The sequence below is a fragment of the Achromobacter sp. CF-sbj1-Ac2-l genome (assembly GCF_052698165.1).
This window is the reverse complement of the sequence record NZ_CP199855.1, coordinates 3,690,652-3,710,518: the sequence shown is the minus strand read 5'-3', so window position 1 is coordinate 3,710,518 and position 19,867 is coordinate 3,690,652. Positions and strand designations below refer to the sequence as shown.

Sequence of the window (19,867 nt, the reverse complement as noted above, 5' to 3'; positions counted from 1 at the left end):
CGGCCTGGCCGGGCTTTTTTCATGGCGTCGGATGCGCTGCCGAGAGCCGCGCCGATGGGCGGAACACGACGCGCATGGCTGTCTCGGACGTCACCCGCAGGAGTACGTCGCAGCGGGGGCGGGTGAATCGTTGCGCGATCCGCCGCAGTAATGCCCATAGGCCGCTCAGGATGAAGACGGTGTCCGTGATCGGGTTGGGAATGAATGAGAGGGGGGCCGTATTTTGGGGCGCGATCTGTACTACGCTGTCCAGGCCGTCCGTCGCCAGCAGCGCCTGCATGCGTCGCGTCAGCATATCCATGGCGCTGATGTTCTCGACGTAGAAGTTCTCGCGTTGCCGCAGCAGCATCACCAGTTCATCGTCGGACAGGCGGTTGGCGAAATAGGTGAGCGCGATGGCCATCCGTTTCTCTCGTGGTAGTCGTGGCGCCACTCTAGCGCGGCCCCGTCGCGCGGTGCCACAGGCTCCGGCAATGTCGGACGGAGGGTGGATGGCGAGCGCGGCCGTCAACGGCGCCCCGGCCGCCGCCGTCACAGCGTCCGCACCAGCGCCATCGCCCCGAACAGCGCCGCCAGCCCCAACCCGAGCGAGAGGCCGGCGTACAGCAGCGCGGTGCCGATGCGCCCCTGTTCCACATGCAGCGCGGTCTCCAGCGCGAAGGTCGAAAAGGTGGTGAAGCCGCCGACAATGCCGGTGGTCAGGAACAGCCGGGTCGGCTGCGACACCGAGAACTTCAGCGCCAGCAGTTCGGTGATCAGCCCCATGACGAAGCAGCCGATCACGTTGGTGGCCAGGGTGGCGTAGGGGAAGGCAATCCAGCCCAGGCGCAACGCGGCCAGGCTCATGCCGTAGCGCGCGGCCGATCCCAGGCCGCCGCCGATGAAAACCAGCACTAGATTCAAGATTTCTCTCCAGGTGAAACGATGGAGAGCAACAGCCTGGGCCTTGTTCACGGGCCGCGCCGGTTGAAGGCGCGGGCGGCCTGCGACGAGGCCGCGGCCCGAAAAACAAGAAACCCGCCGCGGCGGGTTTTGTCCGGACGGCACCCGCTGCGGGCATGTTGCCCGGTCAGCAGGAGCCATCAGCCGAGGGATCGGCGGTTTTGGGAAGCTCCATTCCCATTGCGGTCGATTGTATCCCAGGCGCGGCGGCTGGGCGTGGCTCCAAAGCGAACCCGGTCGCGGGCGCCTTCCACCGGTCGCCTATACTCGCGGTTTGCCAGGATTACCCGCCATGATTTCCACTTCCGACGCCTACGCCAACGTGGTTGCCGAAACCCGCCACTGGCTCACCCAGGCCGTGATCGGCCTGAATCTCTGTCCGTTCGCCAAGGCGGTCCAGGTCAAGGACCAGATCCGCTTTGCCGTCAGCGATGCGACCGATGCCGAAGGCGTGTTGACCGACCTGCAGGACGAGCTGGCGCTGCTGGCCGAGGCCGATCCGGAAAAGATCGACACCACGCTGCTGATCATCCCCGACGCGCTCGATGATTTCCTGGAGTTCAACGACTTCGAGGACCTTTCGGACCGCCTGCTCAAGCGCATGCGTCTGGTGGGCGAGCTGCAAGTGGCCACGTTCCACCCCGGGTTCCAGTTCGCCGACACCCAGCCGGACGATATCGAGAACTACACCAACCGCTCGCCGTATCCCATCCTGCACCTGCTGCGCGAGGACAGCATCGACCGCGCGGTCGAGTCGTTCCCGGACGCCGCCGAGATCTACGAGAAGAACATCGACACGATGCAGCGGCTTGGCCTGGAAGGCTGGAAGCGGTTGATGAGCAAGTCCTGAGGCGGGTTTTGCTCAGGTTCCAGGCGGGCCTCTCCTGCGCGGGGCCGCGCAGGCGCGCGGCGTGGGGGCGAACCCGGCACCGGGATATCCCTAGATAGCCCCCGCGCCATATTGCATACAAGATACCGTCATTGAGACCCCCCGCCGTTCGGCGGGCGGCCTGTGCTTCCTTCCCCCTTGTTCATCGCATGGCTCGCGCGGCCGCCTGTCGCGCGGACGTCGTGCGCGCCTGTCTGGAGAGAGCCTTATGCCGTTCACCCGCCGCCACGCCCTGGGCGCGCTTGCCGCGCTGCCGTTGCTGCCTCGCCTGGCGTTTGCCCAGGCCCAGGCCGATTTCCCCACCCGCCCCGTGCGCCTGCTGGTCGGCTTCGCGCCCGGCGGCCTGACCGACATCGCCGCGCGCGCGCTGGCCGAACGCATGGGCAAGATCCTCAAGGGCAACGTGGTGGTCGAGAACCGGCCGGGCGGCCAGGCCATCATCGCCACCGTGGCGGTGGCGCGGGCCGAGCCGGACGGCTACACGCTGGGCTTTGCCGGCACTAACGGCATGATCCTGAACCCCTTGCTCTACAACAACCTGCCGTACCAGCAGTCGGACTTCAAGCAGTTGGGGTCGATGGGCAAGTCGCCGATGCTGCTGATCGTGCATCCGGCGCTGGGCGTCAAGAACGTGCAGGAATTCATCGCGCTGGCCAAGAAGAAGCCGGGCGACATCACCTGCGCCCATGCCGGGCGCGGCGTCATCAACCACCTGGCGCTGCTGCACTTCCAGTCCAAGACCGGCACGCAGTTCCAGGACGTGCCCTACAAGGGCAGCGGCCCGGCGCTGCTGGACCTGATGGCCGGCACGGTGCAGAGCACCTTCGATTTCCCGACCTCGGCGCTGCCCAACATCCAGTCGGGCAAGCTGCAGGTGCTGGCGGTGACGGCCGACCGGCGCCTGTCGAGCCTGCCCGACGTGCCGACCATGAAAGAGGCCGGCGTCGATGGCTTCGAGCTGTACACCCGCATGATGATCTCGGGCCCGGCGGCGATGCCGGCGGCGGTCGCCGCGACGCTGGAGAACGCGGTGCGCGAAGGCACGCGCGACCCCAGCCTGGTCAAGCAGTTCGCCGAGCAGGGGGTGACCGTGGAGTTCACCTCGTCGGCCGACCTGGACCGGGTCATTGCCGAAGAGTCCGCCATGTGGGCGAGCGTGATCCGCGCCAACAACGTGCCCAAGACCGACCTGAAAGGCTGAGGACGCGCCATGACCGAACAAGCCCGCATCACCGTCAGCCCCGAATCCGCGCTGATCGACGTGCCGCGCGAGATCCGCATCGACGGCTTTCCCGCCTACGCCTTCGTCACCATCACGGCCCGCATGCGCATGAGCGGCGTGCCGTGGCGTTCGCAGGCGGTGTTCATGGCCGGCCACGACGGCAGCCTGGACCTGGCGCGCGATTGCCCCGTGTCCGGCAGCTATGCCGAGCCGTCCGCCATGGGACTGGTGTGGTCGATGACCTGCGAGGAGATGGACCGGGTGGTGTTTCCGCCCGATCGCACCGAGCCGCTGGCGATCGACCTGCACGCCACCGACGGCCGGCATGAGGCCAGCGCGCGGCTGGTGCAGACCTTCGTGGCCGAGGGCGTCACGCACCGCGCCGTGCGCGAACAGGTCGGCGGCATGACGCTGTCGGGCGAACTCTACACGCCCGCCGGCCCCGGCCCGCACCCGCTGGTGATCTACATGAACGGCTCGTCCGGCGGCGTCAACGCGCCGCGCGCGGCGCTGTTCGCGGCCCGCGGCTACCAGTGCCTGGCGCTGGCCATCTTCAACCACGATGGCCGGCCCAAGTACCTGAACGACATGCCGCTGGAATATTTCGAGCAGGCGCTGCGCTGGGCCCGCGCCGAACTCAAGCCGCGCGATGGTTTCGTGGCGCTGTCCGGCATCAGCCGCGGCGGCGAGACCTCATTGCTCGTGGCGTCGCACTATCCCGACCTGGTGAGCGCGGTGGTGGCCTACGTGCCGTCGCCGGTGACGCACGGCGTGGTCAGCGCCGGCGAGCCGGGCACGGGACGCAATGCGCAGGTCTGGCGCAAGGGCGGCGAACCCTTGCCGCACCTGTGGCAGGACAACCCCAGCGCCGATTGGGAGGCGGCCTACGCCTCGGATCCGCCCTACCGGCAGACCCATGCGTTCCTGAGCGCCAGCCGCGATGCCGCCGCGTTCGAACGCGCCCGCATCCCGGTGGAACGCTATCCGGGCCCGGTGCTGCTGGTGAGCGCGTCGGACGACGGCTTCTGGCCCAGCACCGCGTATTCCGAGATCGTCATGCGCCAGCGCGAGGCGCACGGGCTGCCCACGTCGCATTACGTCTGCAAGGGGGCGGGGCATCACGTGCACTATCCGTGCCTGCCGGCCACGCTGATCAGCAAGCCGCACGCCATGTCCGGCCTGTTGCTGGACGCGGGCGGCACGCCGCCGGCCAACGCGGCCGGCAATGAGGGATCCTATCGCGCGGTGCTGGCCTTCCTGGCGCGCGCGACCGGGCAAGCGTCATAACGCGCACGGCCCCGACCGGCGAGGCCGGCGGGGCCGTGGGGCGCGGGCTGGCGCATGCGCCGGCCCGCGGGCGTTCCAGAAGATCATGCCTCGGCGGCGGCTTCCTCGGTCGCGGCGACCGGCTGCACCTGGTCGATCAGGCTGGGCCAGGTGTTGATCGACAGCAGGTGGCAATAGACCAGCGGCAGCCAGCCATTGGCGCGCCAGCGCAGGAATTCCGCTTCCGGCAGCTTGTTGAACTTGGCTTCGTCGATCACCTTGAAGCCGGACATGGCCAGGCGCTGGCCGTCGGCCAGGGTGATGTCGGCGCGGTTCTCGATCAGCAGGTCGGCGTCGGCCAGGGCGCGCGCGAATTCCAGCGTGTAGGCGTGCTGGTTCTGGTAGTCGCGGCAGAATTCCAGGGCGCTGCGGGCCAGCGCGGTCGGCTCGCCGGCCTCGTCGAAGAACGGGTTGTCACGGCCTTCGACCACCGAGGCGGCCTTCTCGTCGACGCACAGCGTGTACTGGCTGCGGTCTTCGTTCTCCATGAAGATGAAGGGATAGCGGCGCACGTAGGCCGGGATGTAGGTGCCGGGGCGCCATTGGCCCTGCGCGTCGACGAACAGGTTTTCCTGGCCGCGCACGCCCAGCACCGCGACCGGCGTGGGCTGTTCGCCATCGGTGAAGACGATGGGGAAGTGGCGGCACGCGGTCGGCAGCTCGGTGGCGACCAGCGGCACCGCGTTGGTCCTGGCGGCGTAGGCGAAGCCGGTGTTGCCGGCCAGCGACAGGTTGGCGTGCGCGCCGGCGGCGAGCGGACGGGGTTGCTCGTAGAAGAGGGGAAGCGAGGTTTGCGTCGTCATGGTGTCTGGTCAGAGAGTACGGGATTGGATGTCGGTGTCGCGGCGCGCGTCGTCGGCGGCGCCTTCGACGGCGGGGCGTTGTGGGTTGCCGCCCGGGGTTTGCAGCACCGGGTGGTTGCCGGTCGGCACGGTCAAGACCGCATTGTCGCCGGAAGGCAGTTGCCAGGAAAAGGCCGAGGCCACCGTCAGCACCTGCGGATCAGCGAAGGCGCCCAGCACGTCGGGGCCGAAGCCCTTGGACGGCACGGTGCCCTGGAACAGCGGGTTGGCGGTGGGCGTGCTGGGGATCACCGAGCGCGGGGCCGTGACCGCCGCCAGGCGGTCGATCACGTCCGTCTGGCCCCAGGCGGCGCCGTTCATGAAGTACGGCGCGCCGGCCAGCGAGCTGCGGATCGTGGTGGCGGCCATGGAACCGGTCTTGCCGCCGATCGTGCCCCACATATCGGCGGAGCCGGCGTTCTGCACGGTCAGCCCGGCCACGTTCAGCTTGTGGCTCGGATCCGCGTCGTTCAGGCCGATGCGCAGCGCGCCCACGCCGGAGGCCAGCGTCAGCGAGGTCTGCGGGCCGCTCAGGCCGATGGCGGTGATGTCGCCGTTGGTCTGGATGACCGCGTTGCCGCCTTGCAGCTTCGCCGGCGCGCCCAGGTTGATGGGGCCCTGCGTCACCAGCAATTGCGCCGGCAGCGTCAGCCCGGCGCCGCCGGTCTGGGTGAAGCCGGTGGCGGCCTTCACGGTGCTGCCCGCGCCAAAGGACGTGGTGCCGGTCGGGCTGGTATTGGCGATGCGGATCGAACCCGTGTCGGCGGTGACGTTCTTGCCAAATGACAGCGTGCCGCCCGAGATGTCGATGCCGTCCGGGCCGGAGGCGCGCACCGCGCCGTTGTAGCTGGCGGACTTGGCCTCCAACTGCTGCACACGGTAGGCGCTGACGTCGCCGTTGAACACGATGGTGTCGACGGCGCGCAGGGTCAGCGAACCCAGGCCGGTGGCATCGCCCGCGACCTGGATGTTCTTGCCGGCGTTGACGTTCAGGTTGTTGCCGTTGCCGCCATCCAGCTTGCTGCCCAGGATCACCGAGCCGGTGTCGGTGGTCAGGTCGCGGTCGCCCTTCAGCGTCACGGCGCCGTTGTAGACCTGGTCGCCGGTGGTGTGCGTCTTGCCGCCGCCCAGGGTGGTGGTGCCGGTGACGGCCACGCTGCGCAGCGGCGTGGTGGCGCCGACGTCGCCCTGGATATCGGCGTTGCCGACGATGACCAGGCCTTGCTGGCCCGGCTGGGTGCCGTCGACGCCGGCCTTGAGCTGCACGTTGGCGCCGGTCAGGGTGGTGTCCACGCCGCTCAGGATGACGTGCTGGCCGTATTGCTGCGTGCCGGTGGTGTCCACCGAGCCGCCGTTGATCAGCACGTCGCCATTGCCGCCGGTCTGCACCGAGGCGGCGCGCACCGGGCCGTCCAGCACGATGTCGCCGGCGGCGCTGACCTTCAGGTCGCCCAGGCGCGAGCCCTGGCCGACCGGGCCGGAGAAGGTCACTTCGCCTTGATTGGCGACGACCGTCAGGCCGTGGCCGCCATCGACCGCGCGGTCGAAGCCGATGTCGCCCTGGCGGCTGGTCACCGAGACGTTGCCGCCCACGGTCACATTGCCCTGGTACGACTGTTCGCCGTCGGTGACGATGCTGCCGGCGCCCAGCGTGGCGTTGCCCGTGACCGTCAGGCTGGCCAGCGGATCATTGGCGCCCAGCGGTCCCTTGAGCACGGCATTGCCGTCGATGGTCAGGTCGTGCTCGCCGTCGCCGCCGCCCAGCAGGCTGACGGTGCTGCCCTTGAGCACGGTGTCGGTGCTGAACACGGCGCGTTCGCCATAGGACTGCGTGCCGGTGGTGTCGATCAGGCCGCCGTTGATGGCCAAGGTGCCGCCCGCGTCGGTGTTGACCGACGCGGCGTACACGGCCTTCTCGAAGGTGGTGGCGCCGTTGCTGTTGACGGCCAGGGCGCCCAGGCGGCCGGTGGCGGCGTCGCCGACCTGTTCGGCAAAGCGCACGTCGCCGCTGCCGCTGCTGACCGTCAGGCCGCTGCCGTTACCGCTGGTGACCGTATCGTTGAAGGTCACCTTGGCGTCGGCGGTGCTCAGTTGCGCATTGCCGGACAGTTCGACCTTGCCCAGGTAGGATTGTTCGCCCACCGTCTTGAGCGGGCCGCCGCCGAGCGTCGCGTCGCCGTCGACGGTCAGATAGGCCAGGCGGCCATTGGCGCCGGCGCCCACCGGGCCGTTGATCGTGGCCGGACCTTCGATGGTCAGGCCCTGGCCCTCGTCGGTCGAGTTCGCGCCGCCGGCCAGGGTGACGCTGGCGCCCTTGAGCGTGACGTTGCCGCCCAGCGTGACCAGCTCGCCGAATCGCATGACGCCAGTGGTGTCGACGCGCTCTCCCGTGATGGTCACGGCACCCGGGTCGTCGGTCTGCACCGATGCCGCGTAGACCGAACCATTGAAGGCGGTCGTGCCGGCCGTGTCGACCGTCAGGCTGCCCAAGCGTTGCGTGGCGCTGCCGACCGCGTCGAAGCTGACGTCGCCGCCGGCCGTGGACACGACGTGCAGGTCATGCGTGCCGTCCAGCGCGCCGTCGAAGGCCACGCCGCCGGTGGTGGTGCTCAGCGTGTGATCGCCGCTCAGCGTCACGGCGCCCTTGTAGCGCTGGTTGCCGGTGGTGGCGATGCTGCCCGCATTGAGCGTGGCGGCGCCGTCCAGCGTCAGGCTGGCCAGCTTGGTGGTGGCGCCGATGGCGCCGGTCAGCAGGGCCGTGCCGTCGATTTCCAGCGCATGGGCGCCGTCGGCGCCGTTGGCCAGGGTGACGGTGGTGCCGGTCAGCACCGCATCGTCGCCCAGCGTCACGTGGCCGACGTAGGTCTGCGTGCCGCTGGTGGTGACGCTGCCGCCGTTGATGGCCGTGCCGCCGGTGCCCGCCTGGTTGAGCGAGGCGATGTCGACCGCGCCGCCGTAGGTGGTGGTGCCGCTGCTGGTGACGGTCAGCGCGTTGGCGCCCGACACGGCGCCCGTGAAGGCGACCGCGCCGCTGCCGGTGGTCACGCTCACGGTGCTGGCCAGCGTGGTGGCGCCGTCGACGCCGAAGGCGCCGTTGGCGGTGGTGTAAGCGCCGCGCAGCGTGGTGGCGCCGTTGTACTGCTGGGCGCCGGTGGTGGCGACCTGGCGCAGGTCGATGTTGTTGCCGGTGATGGTCAGGCTGGCCAGGTTGGAGGCATTGCCGCCCAGCGCGACGTCGCCGTCGTCGGCCACGATCACGGCCTGCTGCGCGCCGCCGTTCAGCGCGCCCGAGAGGGCGACGCCGCCGTTGGCGCCGTTGGCCGTCAGGGTGCGCTTGCCGCCGGCCAGCGTGGCGTTGCCGGTGATGCCGATGGCGCTGCCGGTCAGGTCGCCGTTGAGGGTGACGTTGCCGGTGTAGGTCTGGCTGCCGCTGGTGTTGGCGGCGGCCATGGCGATGGCCGCGCCGCTCACGGACAGGTCATGCACGTCGGCGCTGGCGATGTCGTGGCTGACGGTGACGTTGCCGGCGGTGGAGGCCAGCGCGACGTCGCCGCCGTTGCCGGCCGACAGGCCGACCGTGCTCGCCAGGTTGCCGGCGGAGGCGATGCCGATGTTGCCGTCGGCCGTCGCGACGCGGCCCAGCGTCAACGGACCGGAGGCGTCCACATAGATGTCGCCGCTGCCCAGGACATTGGCCTTGAGATTGCGGGCCGACGTGGTGAAGTGGTCGGCCTGGGTGCCGATGCCGGTCTTGCTGGTCAGGTCCAGGCTGTTGGCCGTGAGGGTGTTGTCCAGCCCCAGCAGCGAGCCCTCAGCGGCGCTCAGGATCACGGTGCCGCTGGCGGCGCCGGCGTTGACGATGCCGATCTCTACATCGCCGTGCTGCGAGGTCAGCGCGATGGTGCGGTTGCTGCCGACGGCGGTGGCCGAGGCGTTCAGCGAGCCGGTGGCCGTGGCGCTGATGTCGCCGTTGGCGGCGCTCAGCGACGCGTCGAGCGCGCCGGTGTTGGTCAGCGTCAGGTTGGCCGGCGTGCTGGTGCCGGTCAGGCTGGCCCCGATGGTGCGGGCTTCGGTCACCAGCGTGGTGTTGCCGCCCGCGGCGCCGCTGCTGAAATTCAGCGTGGTGCCCTTGACGTTGATCGTGCGCGGCGTGGCGCCGGCGGCCACCACGTCCTGCGTGCCCTTGAGCGTGATGGTGCCGTTGGCCTGTACGCCGGCGCTGGCCAGCGTCAGCTTGCCGCCCGAGGACAGCAGCAGGTTGGCGGCGGTGTTCGACATGCCGCCGCTGGCGTCCAGATCGCCGGCCGTGGTCAGGTAGACCGAGCTGATGGCGCCGCTCTGCTGGATGTTGCCGCTGTTGGCGCTGAGGGCCCGCGTGCCGATGTTGTTGACCACGATGACCGCGCCGTCGGCGGCGGTCGACAGGTTGCCCAGGGCGCCGAGGTTGGTGCGCAGCGCGATGCCGCCCGAGCCATTGCCCGGGTAGGCGGCCGAGCCGATGCTGCCGCCGGCGACGGCCGTCAGCGTGTTGCCCAGGACCAGGTTGTTGGCCACCGCGCCCAGGATGGAGCCGGCCGCGTTCAGGCTGATGTCGCCGCCCGCCGAGGCGTCGATCGTGTTGACCGACAGGTCGCCGCTGGTGGCGGCGATCGAGATGTTGTTGCTGGCCGAGCCGTTGCGGCTGATGGCGCTGGTGACCAGGGTGGGGCCGGCGGTGGTGATGCCGATCGCGCCGTTCTGGGTGATGACCGACGCCAGCGTGGTGCCGGCCGCGCGGTTGTCGTTCAGGTAGATCGAGCCCGCGCCGGTGACTTCGGCGGTGATGTTGGCGGCGGTCGTCTGCAGGTTGTCGGGCGAGCCGGCGGCGCCGCCGATGCCCGCGCCGGCCTTGAGCACCACGTTGTTGCCGATGATGCGCGTGGAGTCCTCGCGGTCGTCGACGATGGTGCTGCCCGTCTTGCTGAAGTCGATGTTGACGCTGCCGGCGCCGGCGTCGATGTTGCCGGCCACCAACTGGCTGTTGGCGCCGTTGCCGGTGATCTTGATCGCGCCATTGGACGAGATCGCGTTGGCGATCTGCAGATTGCCGGCGGCGGCGATGTCGATGATGTTGCCCGACAGGTAGGAGTAGACGGAGTTGTTGTCCGCCGCCAGGTACATGCCGCCGCTGGTGGTGGCTTCGACGCGCTGGCCGGTCGCGTTGATGCGGCCGTTGCTGGCGCCGATGGCGTTGGCGGCGTTGAGCGCCACGCCGTAGGCCTTGACGGTGGCGCCGGCCGCGTCGGCCAGGATCGAACCGTTCTCGGCGTTGAGCGTGACCTGGCCGTGGTTGGCGCCGGCCTGCACGTTCTTGACCGTGATGTTGCCCGAGGTGGTCTTGACCGAGATGTCGTTGCCGGTGGCGTCGGTGCCCGAGGTGACGCTGGTCAGCGCCAGGCTGCCGTTGCCGGTGATGCGCGTCTCGCCATTGGCGACCGAGGTCGTCAGGCCGCCCAGCAGGTTGCCGCTGCTCTCCAGGTAGAGCGAGCCGTCGCCGGTGACGGTGGCCGACACCGGGCTGTTGGGCGCGGCGATCTTGATGGCCGCGTCGCGCGTGCCGATGCCGTTCTGCGCCGTCAGCGTGATGGCGCCGGCGCCCGCGCCCGAGAGCGTGCCGCCGCCGTACAGGATGCTGCCGGTCTGGGCGTTCAGGGTCAGGGCGTTGCCGGTGCCATAGCTGACCGTGCCGACCAGGATGTCGCCCGTGGTGGTGGTGACCGACAGGTCGCCGCCCGCGCGCAGGTTGCCCAGGTTGATCGAGCCGTTCTGCTTGAGCCAGATGCCGCCCGAGGCGGTGGCGGCGATGTTCTTGACCTGCGTGCTCAGCGCCAGGCCGGCCGAGCCGATGGTGTTGGGTGTGTCGCCCGTGCCGGTGGACAGCGTCAGGTCGCCCGCCACGATCTTGGACGAGCCGTTCATGCCCTGGATGGAGCCGCCCGTGTAGTAGTACGGGTTGGTCGACAGCGTTACCGAGCCGTTCTGCGTGACGTCGATGTCGTGCAGGTTGATCGCGCCCACGGCCTGGTAGGTGAAGTTCAGGCCGGTGGTGTCGCGCACCACGGTCAGCGCGGTGGCGTTGTTGGAGTCGCCGCCGCTGAACGTCAGGTTCTTGGCGTCGATGGTCAACATGCCCGCGCTGCCCAGGTTCGAGCCCTGCGCGTTGTTGCGGATGATGGTCAGGTCGGACAGGTCGGCCAGGTTGTCGACGTAGATGCTGCCCGGCGTGGCCATGGTCAGCTTCTCGGTGTTCAGGTGCAGGCGGGCCGAGTTCGACGCGCCGATCGAGGTGCCCGTGCCGTAGTTGGCCGTCAGGTTGACGCTCTTGCCGGTGACCAGGTTGCTGTTGTTGGCGCCGACGATGCTGCCGCGCGCGGTCGACAGGGTGACCGCGCCGTCTGTGGACGTGATGGTGCCCACGGTCAGGTTGCGGCCGTTGTTGGCGGTGTCGGCGCTCAGGGTGATATCACCGGCGCCGGAGGCCGAGGCCACCTGCAGGCCATAGGCTTCCGTCAGCGCGATGCTGCCATCGGCGCGGTCGGTCTTGGTGGCGCTGAGGTTGACCGTGGTGGTGCCGTTGGCCAGCGCGGTGGTGCGAATGGCGCTCTTGTTGCCGATCGAGCCATTGGCCGTCAGGTTGACGGTGGTGGCGTTGTTGATCGTGCCGCTCAGGATCGAGCCGCCGGTGTTGTTGACGGTGAAGGCGTTGCCGTTGGTGTTGACCGTGCCCAGCTCGATGTCGCCGGTGGTGTTGCTGACCGAGCTGGCGCCCGTCGAGACCAGGCTCGGCAGGCTGGTGTTGCCTTCCACCGTGATGTACGCGCCGCCGCCATTGGCGCGGCCGTTCAGCGTGCTGACGCGGGTGTCGATGGCGTTGCCGGCGCCGGCCGCGCCGATGGCGTTGTTGGCCGTCAGGGTCAGGGCCGCCGCGTCGATCTTGGTGGTGCTGTCGCCGTCGCCCAGCAGCGAGCCGCCGCGCGAGGTCAGCGTGACGTTGTCGTTGCCGACATTGATCTTGCCGACCGTGATGGTGCGGTCGCTGGTGACGCTGAGGTTCAGGCCGCCCTGGTCGATCACTTGGCTCAGCACCAGGCCGGCGCTGCTGCCGCTGCCGCCGTCGGTGGCCTGGAATCCGATGTTGCCGCCGTCGCGGGTGGGCGAATTGATGCCGTAGCTGCGCGCGGCATTGCCGGTGGAGTACAGCGTCAGCGAATCGATGTGCGTGTCGGAATCGACGTAGACGTCGCCGGCGTTCTGGATGCTGACGATCGGCGCCGACAGGTTGATTTCGCGGCCGACCGCGCCGATGGCGCCCGAGCCCTGGGTGGTGATGTTGACCTGCGCGGCGGTGATGCGCTGGCTGTCGTCGGCGCTGCCCAGGATGCTGTTGTTGCTGGACAGGCGCACCGTGCCGGTCGGCTGCGTGTCGATGATGCCGATGTCCTGGCCGACGTTGCTCGACAGCATCAGGTTCAGGCCGGTGTTGTCGCGCACCTGGTTGACCTGCAGGCGGCTGCCGTTGTGGGCCACGTCGAACAGCAGTTCGTTCGACTGGATCTGGTAGGTCGCGGGCGCGCTGCCGGTGGCGTACAGCGACAGGCTGGCCAGGTCGCGGTCATTGTCCACGTAGACGTCGCTGCCGGCGGTGAGGTAGAGCTCGCTGGTGGTGGTGTGGATCGAGCCCGAGTCGTCGCCGGAAGCGACGCCGATCTGGCCGCTGGTACGCAGCGTGACCACGTCGCCAGTGATGTGCGAAGTCGGCGACAGGTTCAGGATATTGGCCCCCGAGCCATAGGCGTCCAGGCTCACGGTGTTGGCCGGGCCGACGTCGACGTTGCCGACGTACAGCGTGCGGTCACCGCCGAACGAGAAGTTCAGGCCGGTCAGGTCGCTGACCTCGGTCATGGCATAGGCGCCGGCGTCCGTGACATTGAACGTCAGGCCCTTGGCCGCGACCTGCAGCACGTTGTCCACTGCGCTGTTGGCGTGGTTGGCGGTGATGTTCAGCGAGAACAGGTCGCTGGCGTTGTTGACGTACAGGTTGCCGCCCGATTGCGTAGTCAGCTGGCGCGTGTCGGTCTGCACCGCGTTGCCGGCGCCACCGATGGACTGCGCGGCGGTCAGTGTCAGCGCCGGGGTGACGAAGCGGCCGGCGCCCTGCGTGATCGAACCGTTGGTCACGTTGACCTGGGCCGAGCTGGTGGCGCTGTTGTCCAGCAGCGTCAGGCTCTTGTTGTTCGACACCCACAGGCTGCCGCGGATGTTCGAGGACAGTGAGTCGACACTGACGAACAGCGGCTGGTTGGTGGCGTAGGTGCCCGTCACCGAGCTGGCGTTGAGCGTCAGCGCGCCAGTGGTGATATTCGGCGCGCTGGCGCCGTTGCCGTAGATGGTGCCGTTGCTGGCCAGAGTGACCGAGCCGCCGGCGGCGGTGGTGACCTTGTTGACGGTCAGCGCGCGGTCCGACGAGATCGACAGTGCCAGGTTGTCGGTATTGATGATGTTGCTGAGTGTCAGGCCCGAGACGTCGGTCGAATCATTCAGCGAGAACTCCGTCATGCCGGTGGCGCTGATGGCGTAGGTGTTGACGACCGCGCCGTTGGAACTGCTGTGATTGGCCGTCAACGACAGCGAATCGAGCTGCTTGTCGTTAGCCACGTTCACATTGCCAGCGGAGGCGATCGACAGGTTGGACGTGCTGGTCTTGGCAAAAACGCTGCCGTTGGTGCCCAGGGCGCTCAGGCTGACGCTGTTGCCGGTGATCAGGCCCGAGCCGCCGATGCTGGGGGCCAGGTCGCTGTTGACGTAGCGCGTGGTCAGCGACACCGAGCCGCTGCCGGCGTTGATGGTGTTCGAGGTGATCGCGGTGTCGGTGTTGATGGTCAGCGCCGCGCCCTGCATGTTGGCGCCGATCGTCATGTTGGTGCCGCTACCCAGCGACAGCGACTGCCCGCCCATGCCGGCGAAGGCATAGCTGTTGGTGTCGTAGTTGACGCTGCTGCCGGCGTCGCGGCGCGACAGGTACAGGTTCAGGCTGCTGAGCGCCTGGCCGCCGTTGTTCAGGTTGATGTCGCCGTTGTTGGTGACCGCCAGGTTGCTGGTGGTCACGCGCAGCGCCCGGGCGCCGGCGCCGATGGCGCCGGTATTGGCGTCGCGGGCGGTATAGCTGTCCGAGCCGGTGGCCGATAGCGTGACGCTGTTGGCCGTGATGCGGCCGGCGCCGCCATCGCTGGTGATGCTGGAGTTGACGCCGCCGCCGGTCGTGGCCAGGTTGACCGAATTGGTGGCGGTGATCGTGCCGGCCTGGATGTTCTTGCGGCCGCTGAAGCTGAAGTCGGTCAGGCCGCCGGTGACCTGTTCGAGGTACTGGGTGGTGCCGTCGTCGCTGATGCGGATGGTCTGGCCGGCGCCGCCGCCGATCTCGAAAGTGCTGGCGCTGCCGGCGGCCTTCAGGCTGTTGATGGCCAGGCTGCGCAGCACGGTGTCGCTGCTGACGTAGAAGTGGTTGCCGGCGGTCAGGCTGAGCGCCGACGTGCCGTTCAGGACCAGCCCGCCGCCCGTGACCGACGAGCCGATGGAGCCGCCGGTGCCCGCCGTCAGCGCCACGGTCGAGGCGCGGATGGCGCCGCTGTTGGCCGGATCGTCGTTGCTGATGTTCTGGTTCGAGGTCAGGCTGACCTTGCCGTTGGCGCCCGCGTCGATGCTGCCGACCAGCAGGTTCTTGCTGTTGGCGGTGAAGCCGAAGTCCAGGTTGGTGGCGCTGGCGATGTTCTTCAGGTGGATGCCGCTGGCGTCATCCGTCACGGTGAACGCCGTCAGGTTCGGCGCGGTGATCGCATAGGTGGCGTTGGCCGTGCCGTTGCGGGTGATGTTCAGGCGCGTCAGGCCGACCAGGTTGTCGACGGCGATGCCGCCGCCGCTGGCGAGGCTGACGTCCGGGGCCTGCAGGGTCAGCGCGGCGCCCGTCGCGCCAATGCTGCCGCCGGCCGCCAGCGCGATGCTGCTGGCGCGGATCTGCGTGGCGGCGTCGCCGTCGTCCAGCAGCGAACCGCCGGTGTTGGCCAGGGTGGCCGCGCCGGCGGCGCTCAGGCTGCCGATCGTGGTGTTGCCCGACGCCTGGGTGTAGCCGATCTGGCCGCTGCCGGCCTCCAGCCGCGTCAGCTTGATGTTGCCGGTGGTGCCGTTCAGGTAGACGTCGGTGCCGGCGGTGGCCTGCACGCTGGCCTGGCCGCTGCCGCCCACGCCGATGTAGCGCAGGCTGCCGTTGTACACGCCGCCGATGGCGCCGGCGGCGGTCAGCAGGATGTCATTGCCGCCCGCGTACACGTTGCCGGTGCCGTTGCCGAACAGCGAGCCGTTGGCCACGTTCAGGGCGACCGCGCCGTTCCAGCTGCGCACGGTGCCGGACAGCAGCGCGTCGCCCTGGCGCGTGTCGATGCGCACGTCGTCGGTGGCGGTGATGTTGTTCAGCGTGACGGTGCCGGTGGTGTTGGACGAACCGGTGGGGTGGGGCAGCTGGACGTAGAAGCCGCCATTGCCCGCCGAGCCGCTCAGGCTGCCGGCGATGATGTCCAGGTAGCCCGCGCCGCTGGCGCCGACCGCCTTGCCGGCGATCAGGTTGACCGCGTTGGCCAGCAGGCGGGTCTGCTTGTTGCCGTCGTCGCGGATGTCGCCGGCGGCGTTCAGGGTGATGCTGCCGCTGTAGCCGGCGTCGATGCTGCCAGCCGTGATGTCGCGGTCGCTGGTGAAACTGAAGTTCACCGAGTTGGCGTCGCGCACTTCGCGGATGGTGTGGCCGCTGGCGTCGTCGGTGATGTTGAACAGCAGCGACGGCGCGCGCACGTCCAGCACGTAGTGGTCGTCCGCGCTCTTGTGGCGGGCGGTCACCGACAGCGAGTTGAGGTCGGCGATGTTGGTGGCATACAGGTTGCCGCGCGTGTCCAGCGACAGGCTGGGCGCGTTGACCGCCACGTAGTTGGCGGCGGTGCCGATGTCCTGGTTGGCCGTCAGGCTGACGTTGCTGGCGGTGACGCGCGTATCGGCGATGCCGTCGTCCAGGATGCTGCCCAGGGTCGAGGTCAGCGTGATGACGCTGCCGGCGCGCAGGTTGCCCAGCTTCAGGCTCTGGTCGCCGGTGAACGAGAACTGGCTCAGCAGCGAACTGTAGACCTGGCGCAGCTCGTAGGCGTTGCCCAGGTTGTCATTGATATCGAAGGTCAGGAACGGCGCGGCCACCTGCAGCGTGTTGCGGCGGGCCGGGTCGGCGTGGGAATTGCTGATCGCCAGGTAGGTCAGCGTCTTGCCCGGGTTGTCGATGAAGATGTCGCCGCCGCTGCCCAGCGTCAGGCTGGTGGTGGCGGTGGTGAGGTGTTCGCTGGCCGTGCCCAGGTGTTGCAGGGCCTGCAGGTTGACGCTGCTGCCCGCCAGCACGCTGTTGGCATTGGCGCGCAGGACGCTGCCGCCCTGGGCGTTGAGCGAGAGCGTGCCGTTGCCGGCGTCCAGCTGGTTGGCCGTCAGGTTGGCGACGCCGGTCACATAGATGCCGTTGTTGGCCTTCAGGTCGTCCAGCAGCACCGAGCCCTGGGCCTGGTTCAGGAAGATGCTGCCGCCGGTGGCGTGCAGTTCGCCGGCGGCGGTGCGCAGGTAGGTGCCCGCGGTGCCGACGGTGTACGAGGTGTTGGAGGCCGGGGCCAGCAGGGTGACGACGTTGCCGGTGATCAGCGAGGCCGAGGTGCCGGTGATGCTGCCGGCGCGCGCGGTCAGCGTGACGTTGCCGCTGCCCGCGTTGACCTGGCCGGCGTTGATGCTGTTGCCGGTCAGGTTGACGGCGCCGCCGCCCGAGCTGACGTTGTTGGCCGAGACGCTGCCGGCGCCAGTGATGGTGATGGCGGCGTTGGCGGCCTGCGCCTGGGTGATGTTCAGGTTGCTGCTGGTGCTGTCCAGGTACACGCCGCCGCTCGAGACGGCGGACAGGCTGCTGGCGCTGGTCTTCAGGCTGCGTGCGCCGGTGCCGATGGTGCCGTTCGCCGCCGCCAGCGTCAGCGAGGACGTGGCGATCGTGGTGGCGTCGACGCCGTCGTCCACGATGTTGCCCAGGGCCGACGTCAGGACGGCGGACGCGCCGGTCTTGATATCGCCCAGGGTCAGGTTGCCCGTGGTCGTGGCGACCAGGCTGCCGGTGGTGTCGATGGCCTTCAGGATCGCCGAACCGGTGTTGTTCAGGTAGACGCCGCCGGTGCCGCTGGTCGCGGTCAGCGAGGCGGTCTGGGTGTTCAGCCCCTGGGCAGACGAGCCGATCGCGCCGCTCCTGCCGTCGCTGCCGGCGGCGCTCAGCGTGATGAAGCCCGCCTTCAGCAACGAGGTGGGCGTGCCCAGGATGTGGCCGGCCGTCGAGGTCAGCGCCAGCGCGCCGCTGCCCAGGTCGATGTTGCCCGCGGTGATGGTGCGGTCGCCGGTGAACGAGAAGTTCAGGCCCGGCTGCGTGACCGTGCTCAGCTGGTAGCTGCCGTTGTCCTGCAGCGCGAAAGCCAGGTCGGGCGAGGTCAGCTGGAAGCTGTTGTTGACGCCCGGTTGCGCGTGGCGGCTGGTGATGTCCAGCGACGTCAGCGTCTGGCGGTTGGCCACGGCCAGGTTGCCGCCGGTCGCAAGCGACAACTGGGCCGTGCGGGTGTTGACCGCCGCGGCCGGATCGCCGATGTTGCCGCCGCTGGCGTCCAGCTTGACGCTGCCGCCGGCCACGACCTGGTTGGCGCCGCCGGTGTTGCGGATCGAGCCGGCGCTGGTGCGGACCAGCGCCGCGCCGCTGCCGGCGTCGATGACGTTGGCCAGGTTGATGTCGCCGGTGGCGTTCAGCGTGATCGCGCCGCCGCGGCTGGTCAGCTTGCCGATGTTGTCCAGCGTGCTGCCCACGCCCAGCGCTTCCAGCGTGATGGAGCCGCCCTGGGTGCTGATCTCGGTGTTCGCGTTCTCGAAGCGGATGCCGCCCGTCTGGGTCGAGCGCATCGTGAAGCTGTGGCCGCTGGTGGTCTTCAGGTTGATCGCGGCCATGTCCGCGACCGTGATCTGGCCGGTGGCTTCCAGCTTGATGTTGGTGGTGCCGGCCAGGCTTTCCAGCAGGCCGCGCGACACGGTGTTGTTGGCGGTGTTGGCGTCGCCGCCGTTGATGGTGCCGTCGCCGGCCGCGCCGTCCTGCGAGCCGCCGCCGCTGGCGGAGTCGACGATGCGCAGGTCGGTCGGGTCGATCAGCAGCAGGCCGGTCTTGCCCTTGGGCGCGCGCAGGTCGGCCGATCCGGTCAGGCCGATGTTCTTGTTGCTGGAGACTTCGGCGAAGCCGCCATCGCCGCCTTGCGCGCCGCCGCGCGCCGACAGGCTGCCGGCGAATGCGGTGGCGTCGTTGGACCACATGGTGACGTTGCCGCCGTTGCCATTGATGAGCGCGTCGGCCTTGAGGGTGGCGCCCGCCGCCACCTTCACGGTCGACGACTTGCCGCTGAACGCGGCCGAGCCGTCGTCAGGCGCGACGCCCTGGCTGCCCAGCGCGATCTCGCCGCCGCCGGCCGCGCCGGACACGTCGATCGCGGCGCCGCGCGCCACGTTGACGTGTTCGCCGGTCACCACCACCTTGCCGCCACGCTCGCCGGCGTTGACGCCGGTGGCCTCGACGGTGCCGGCCACATTGACCGTGCCGGCGTCGCCGCCGGACAGCACGATCTTGCCGTTCTGCGTGCCCACCGCCTTGGCGCTGACGATGCCGTCGGTGTTGACCACGTTGTCGATCACGCCCTTGACCGCGCGCGCCGTCATCAGCACCGTGCCGCCGTCGGCGCGGATCACGCCGTTGTTGGCGACGAGGGCCGAGACCGGCTTGCCATCGGCGTCCTTGGGCAGCTCGCTGACGGCCGAGGTGGCGTCAAAGCTCAGCAGGCCGTCGCCGTGGAAGTCGACCGTGACGGTCTTGGCGCCGGCCAGGGCCACGCGGCCCAGCTTGGCCTCGATCACGCCCGAGTTGCGCACCGCCGGCGCCACCAGCACCGCCAGGCCGCTGTCCTTGATGCTGATCGTGCCTTCGTTCACGATCATGGCATTGGCCTTGGACGAGGGCTGGTCGAACTTGTACTTGCCGGCCAGGAAGTCCTTGTCGCTGATGTTGGCGGTGGTGGCGACCAGTCCGCCCACGTCCACGCGCGCGCCCTTGCCGAACAGCACGCCGTTCGGGTTGACCAGGATCACGTTGCCGTTGGCGTTGAGGCGGCCGAAGATGGCCGACGGATCATTGCCGACCACGCGGTTCAGCGTGACGCTGTTGCTGCCCGGCTGACGGAAATTGACCGTCTCGTTGGCGCCGATGCTGAAACCCTTCCAGTTGATGATCGCCTTGCCGGTCGACTGGTTGATGTCCAGCGTGCCGTTGCCGCGGTCATTGATGGTCGCGCCGCCAGCCACGACGTTGCCGCCGGTGGGGTTGGCGTGGGCGCCGCCGGAGACCAGCGAGCCGATCACCATCGCCATGGTGGTGAGCGCGGGCAGGGGCGGGGCCTTCAGGGCCTGGCGGCGGGCGGATTGGGCGAGGATGCGGGATTGACGAGTCATGGTCGGTCGCTTTTCTGTCGC

Annotated in this window: 7 protein-coding genes and 1 riboswitch; of the genes, 3 read left to right on the top strand and 4 right to left on the bottom strand. The window is 69.2% G+C overall.

From position 1 onward, the window contains the following. Positions 1-19: 19 nt before the first annotated feature. Entirely contained in the window at positions 20-403 is a 384-nt protein-coding gene (locus ACUDCK_RS16800) for a hypothetical protein (protein WP_175166789.1), read from the bottom strand. 128 nt (positions 404-531) lie between these two features. Continuing rightward, positions 532-903, bottom strand: coding sequence for a fluoride efflux transporter CrcB (gene crcB / locus ACUDCK_RS16795; protein ID WP_026382997.1), 372 nt, complete (start codon positions 901-903; stop codon positions 532-534). 163 nt (positions 904-1,066) lie between these two features. Then, positions 1,067-1,130: riboswitch (Fluoride riboswitch) on the bottom strand. A gap of 104 nt (positions 1,131-1,234) precedes the next feature. Here crcB and ACUDCK_RS16790 point away from each other — a divergent pair. From ACUDCK_RS16790 to ACUDCK_RS16780, 3 genes are all read left to right on the top strand, one after another. After that, entirely contained in the window at positions 1,235-1,792 is a 558-nt protein-coding gene (locus tag ACUDCK_RS16790; RefSeq protein ID WP_175166790.1) for a DUF1415 domain-containing protein, read from the top strand. A 247-nt stretch (positions 1,793-2,039) separates the two neighbouring features. Beyond that, the gene (locus ACUDCK_RS16785) at positions 2,040-3,032 is read left to right on the top strand and encodes a Bug family tripartite tricarboxylate transporter substrate binding protein (RefSeq protein ID WP_175166791.1); all 993 of its coding nucleotides are present in this window, start codon (positions 2,040-2,042) and stop codon (positions 3,030-3,032) included. Positions 3,033-3,041: 9 nt separating this feature from the next. Further along, the gene (locus ACUDCK_RS16780) at positions 3,042-4,340 is read left to right on the top strand and encodes an alpha/beta fold hydrolase (RefSeq protein WP_175166792.1); all 1,299 of its coding nucleotides are present in this window, start codon (positions 3,042-3,044) and stop codon (positions 4,338-4,340) included. An 83-nt stretch (positions 4,341-4,423) separates the two neighbouring features. On the opposite strand, the gene ACUDCK_RS16775 is transcribed toward ACUDCK_RS16780, so the two are convergent. Together ACUDCK_RS16775 and ACUDCK_RS16770 are read right to left on the bottom strand one after the other, a co-directional pair. Further along, on the bottom strand, positions 4,424-5,182 hold the full coding sequence (locus tag ACUDCK_RS16775) for a SapC family protein (RefSeq protein WP_054502231.1): 759 nt from the start codon (positions 5,180-5,182) through the stop codon (positions 4,424-4,426). Between the two features lie 9 nt (positions 5,183-5,191). Beyond that, positions 5,192-19,846, bottom strand: coding sequence for a filamentous hemagglutinin N-terminal domain-containing protein (locus tag ACUDCK_RS16770; RefSeq protein ID WP_175166793.1), 14,655 nt, complete (start codon positions 19,844-19,846; stop codon positions 5,192-5,194). Positions 19,847-19,867 lie beyond the last annotated feature (21 nt).

Excerpts from the sequence above, each read along its gene's own strand:
- ACUDCK_RS16800 (WP_175166789.1), bottom strand. The coding sequence starts at position 403 with ATGGCCATCGCGCTCACCTATTTCGCCAACCGCCTGTCCGACGATGAA.
- ACUDCK_RS16790 (WP_175166790.1), top strand. The coding sequence starts at position 1,235 with ATGATTTCCACTTCCGACGCCTACGCCAACGTGGTTGCCGAAACCCGC.
- ACUDCK_RS16785 (WP_175166791.1), top strand. The coding sequence starts at position 2,040 with ATGCCGTTCACCCGCCGCCACGCCCTGGGCGCGCTTGCCGCGCTGCCG.
- ACUDCK_RS16780 (WP_175166792.1), top strand. The coding sequence starts at position 3,042 with ATGACCGAACAAGCCCGCATCACCGTCAGCCCCGAATCCGCGCTGATC.
- ACUDCK_RS16775 (WP_054502231.1), bottom strand. The coding sequence starts at position 5,182 with ATGACGACGCAAACCTCGCTTCCCCTCTTCTACGAGCAACCCCGTCCG.
- ACUDCK_RS16770 (WP_175166793.1), bottom strand. The coding sequence starts at position 19,846 with ATGACTCGTCAATCCCGCATCCTCGCCCAATCCGCCCGCCGCCAGGCC.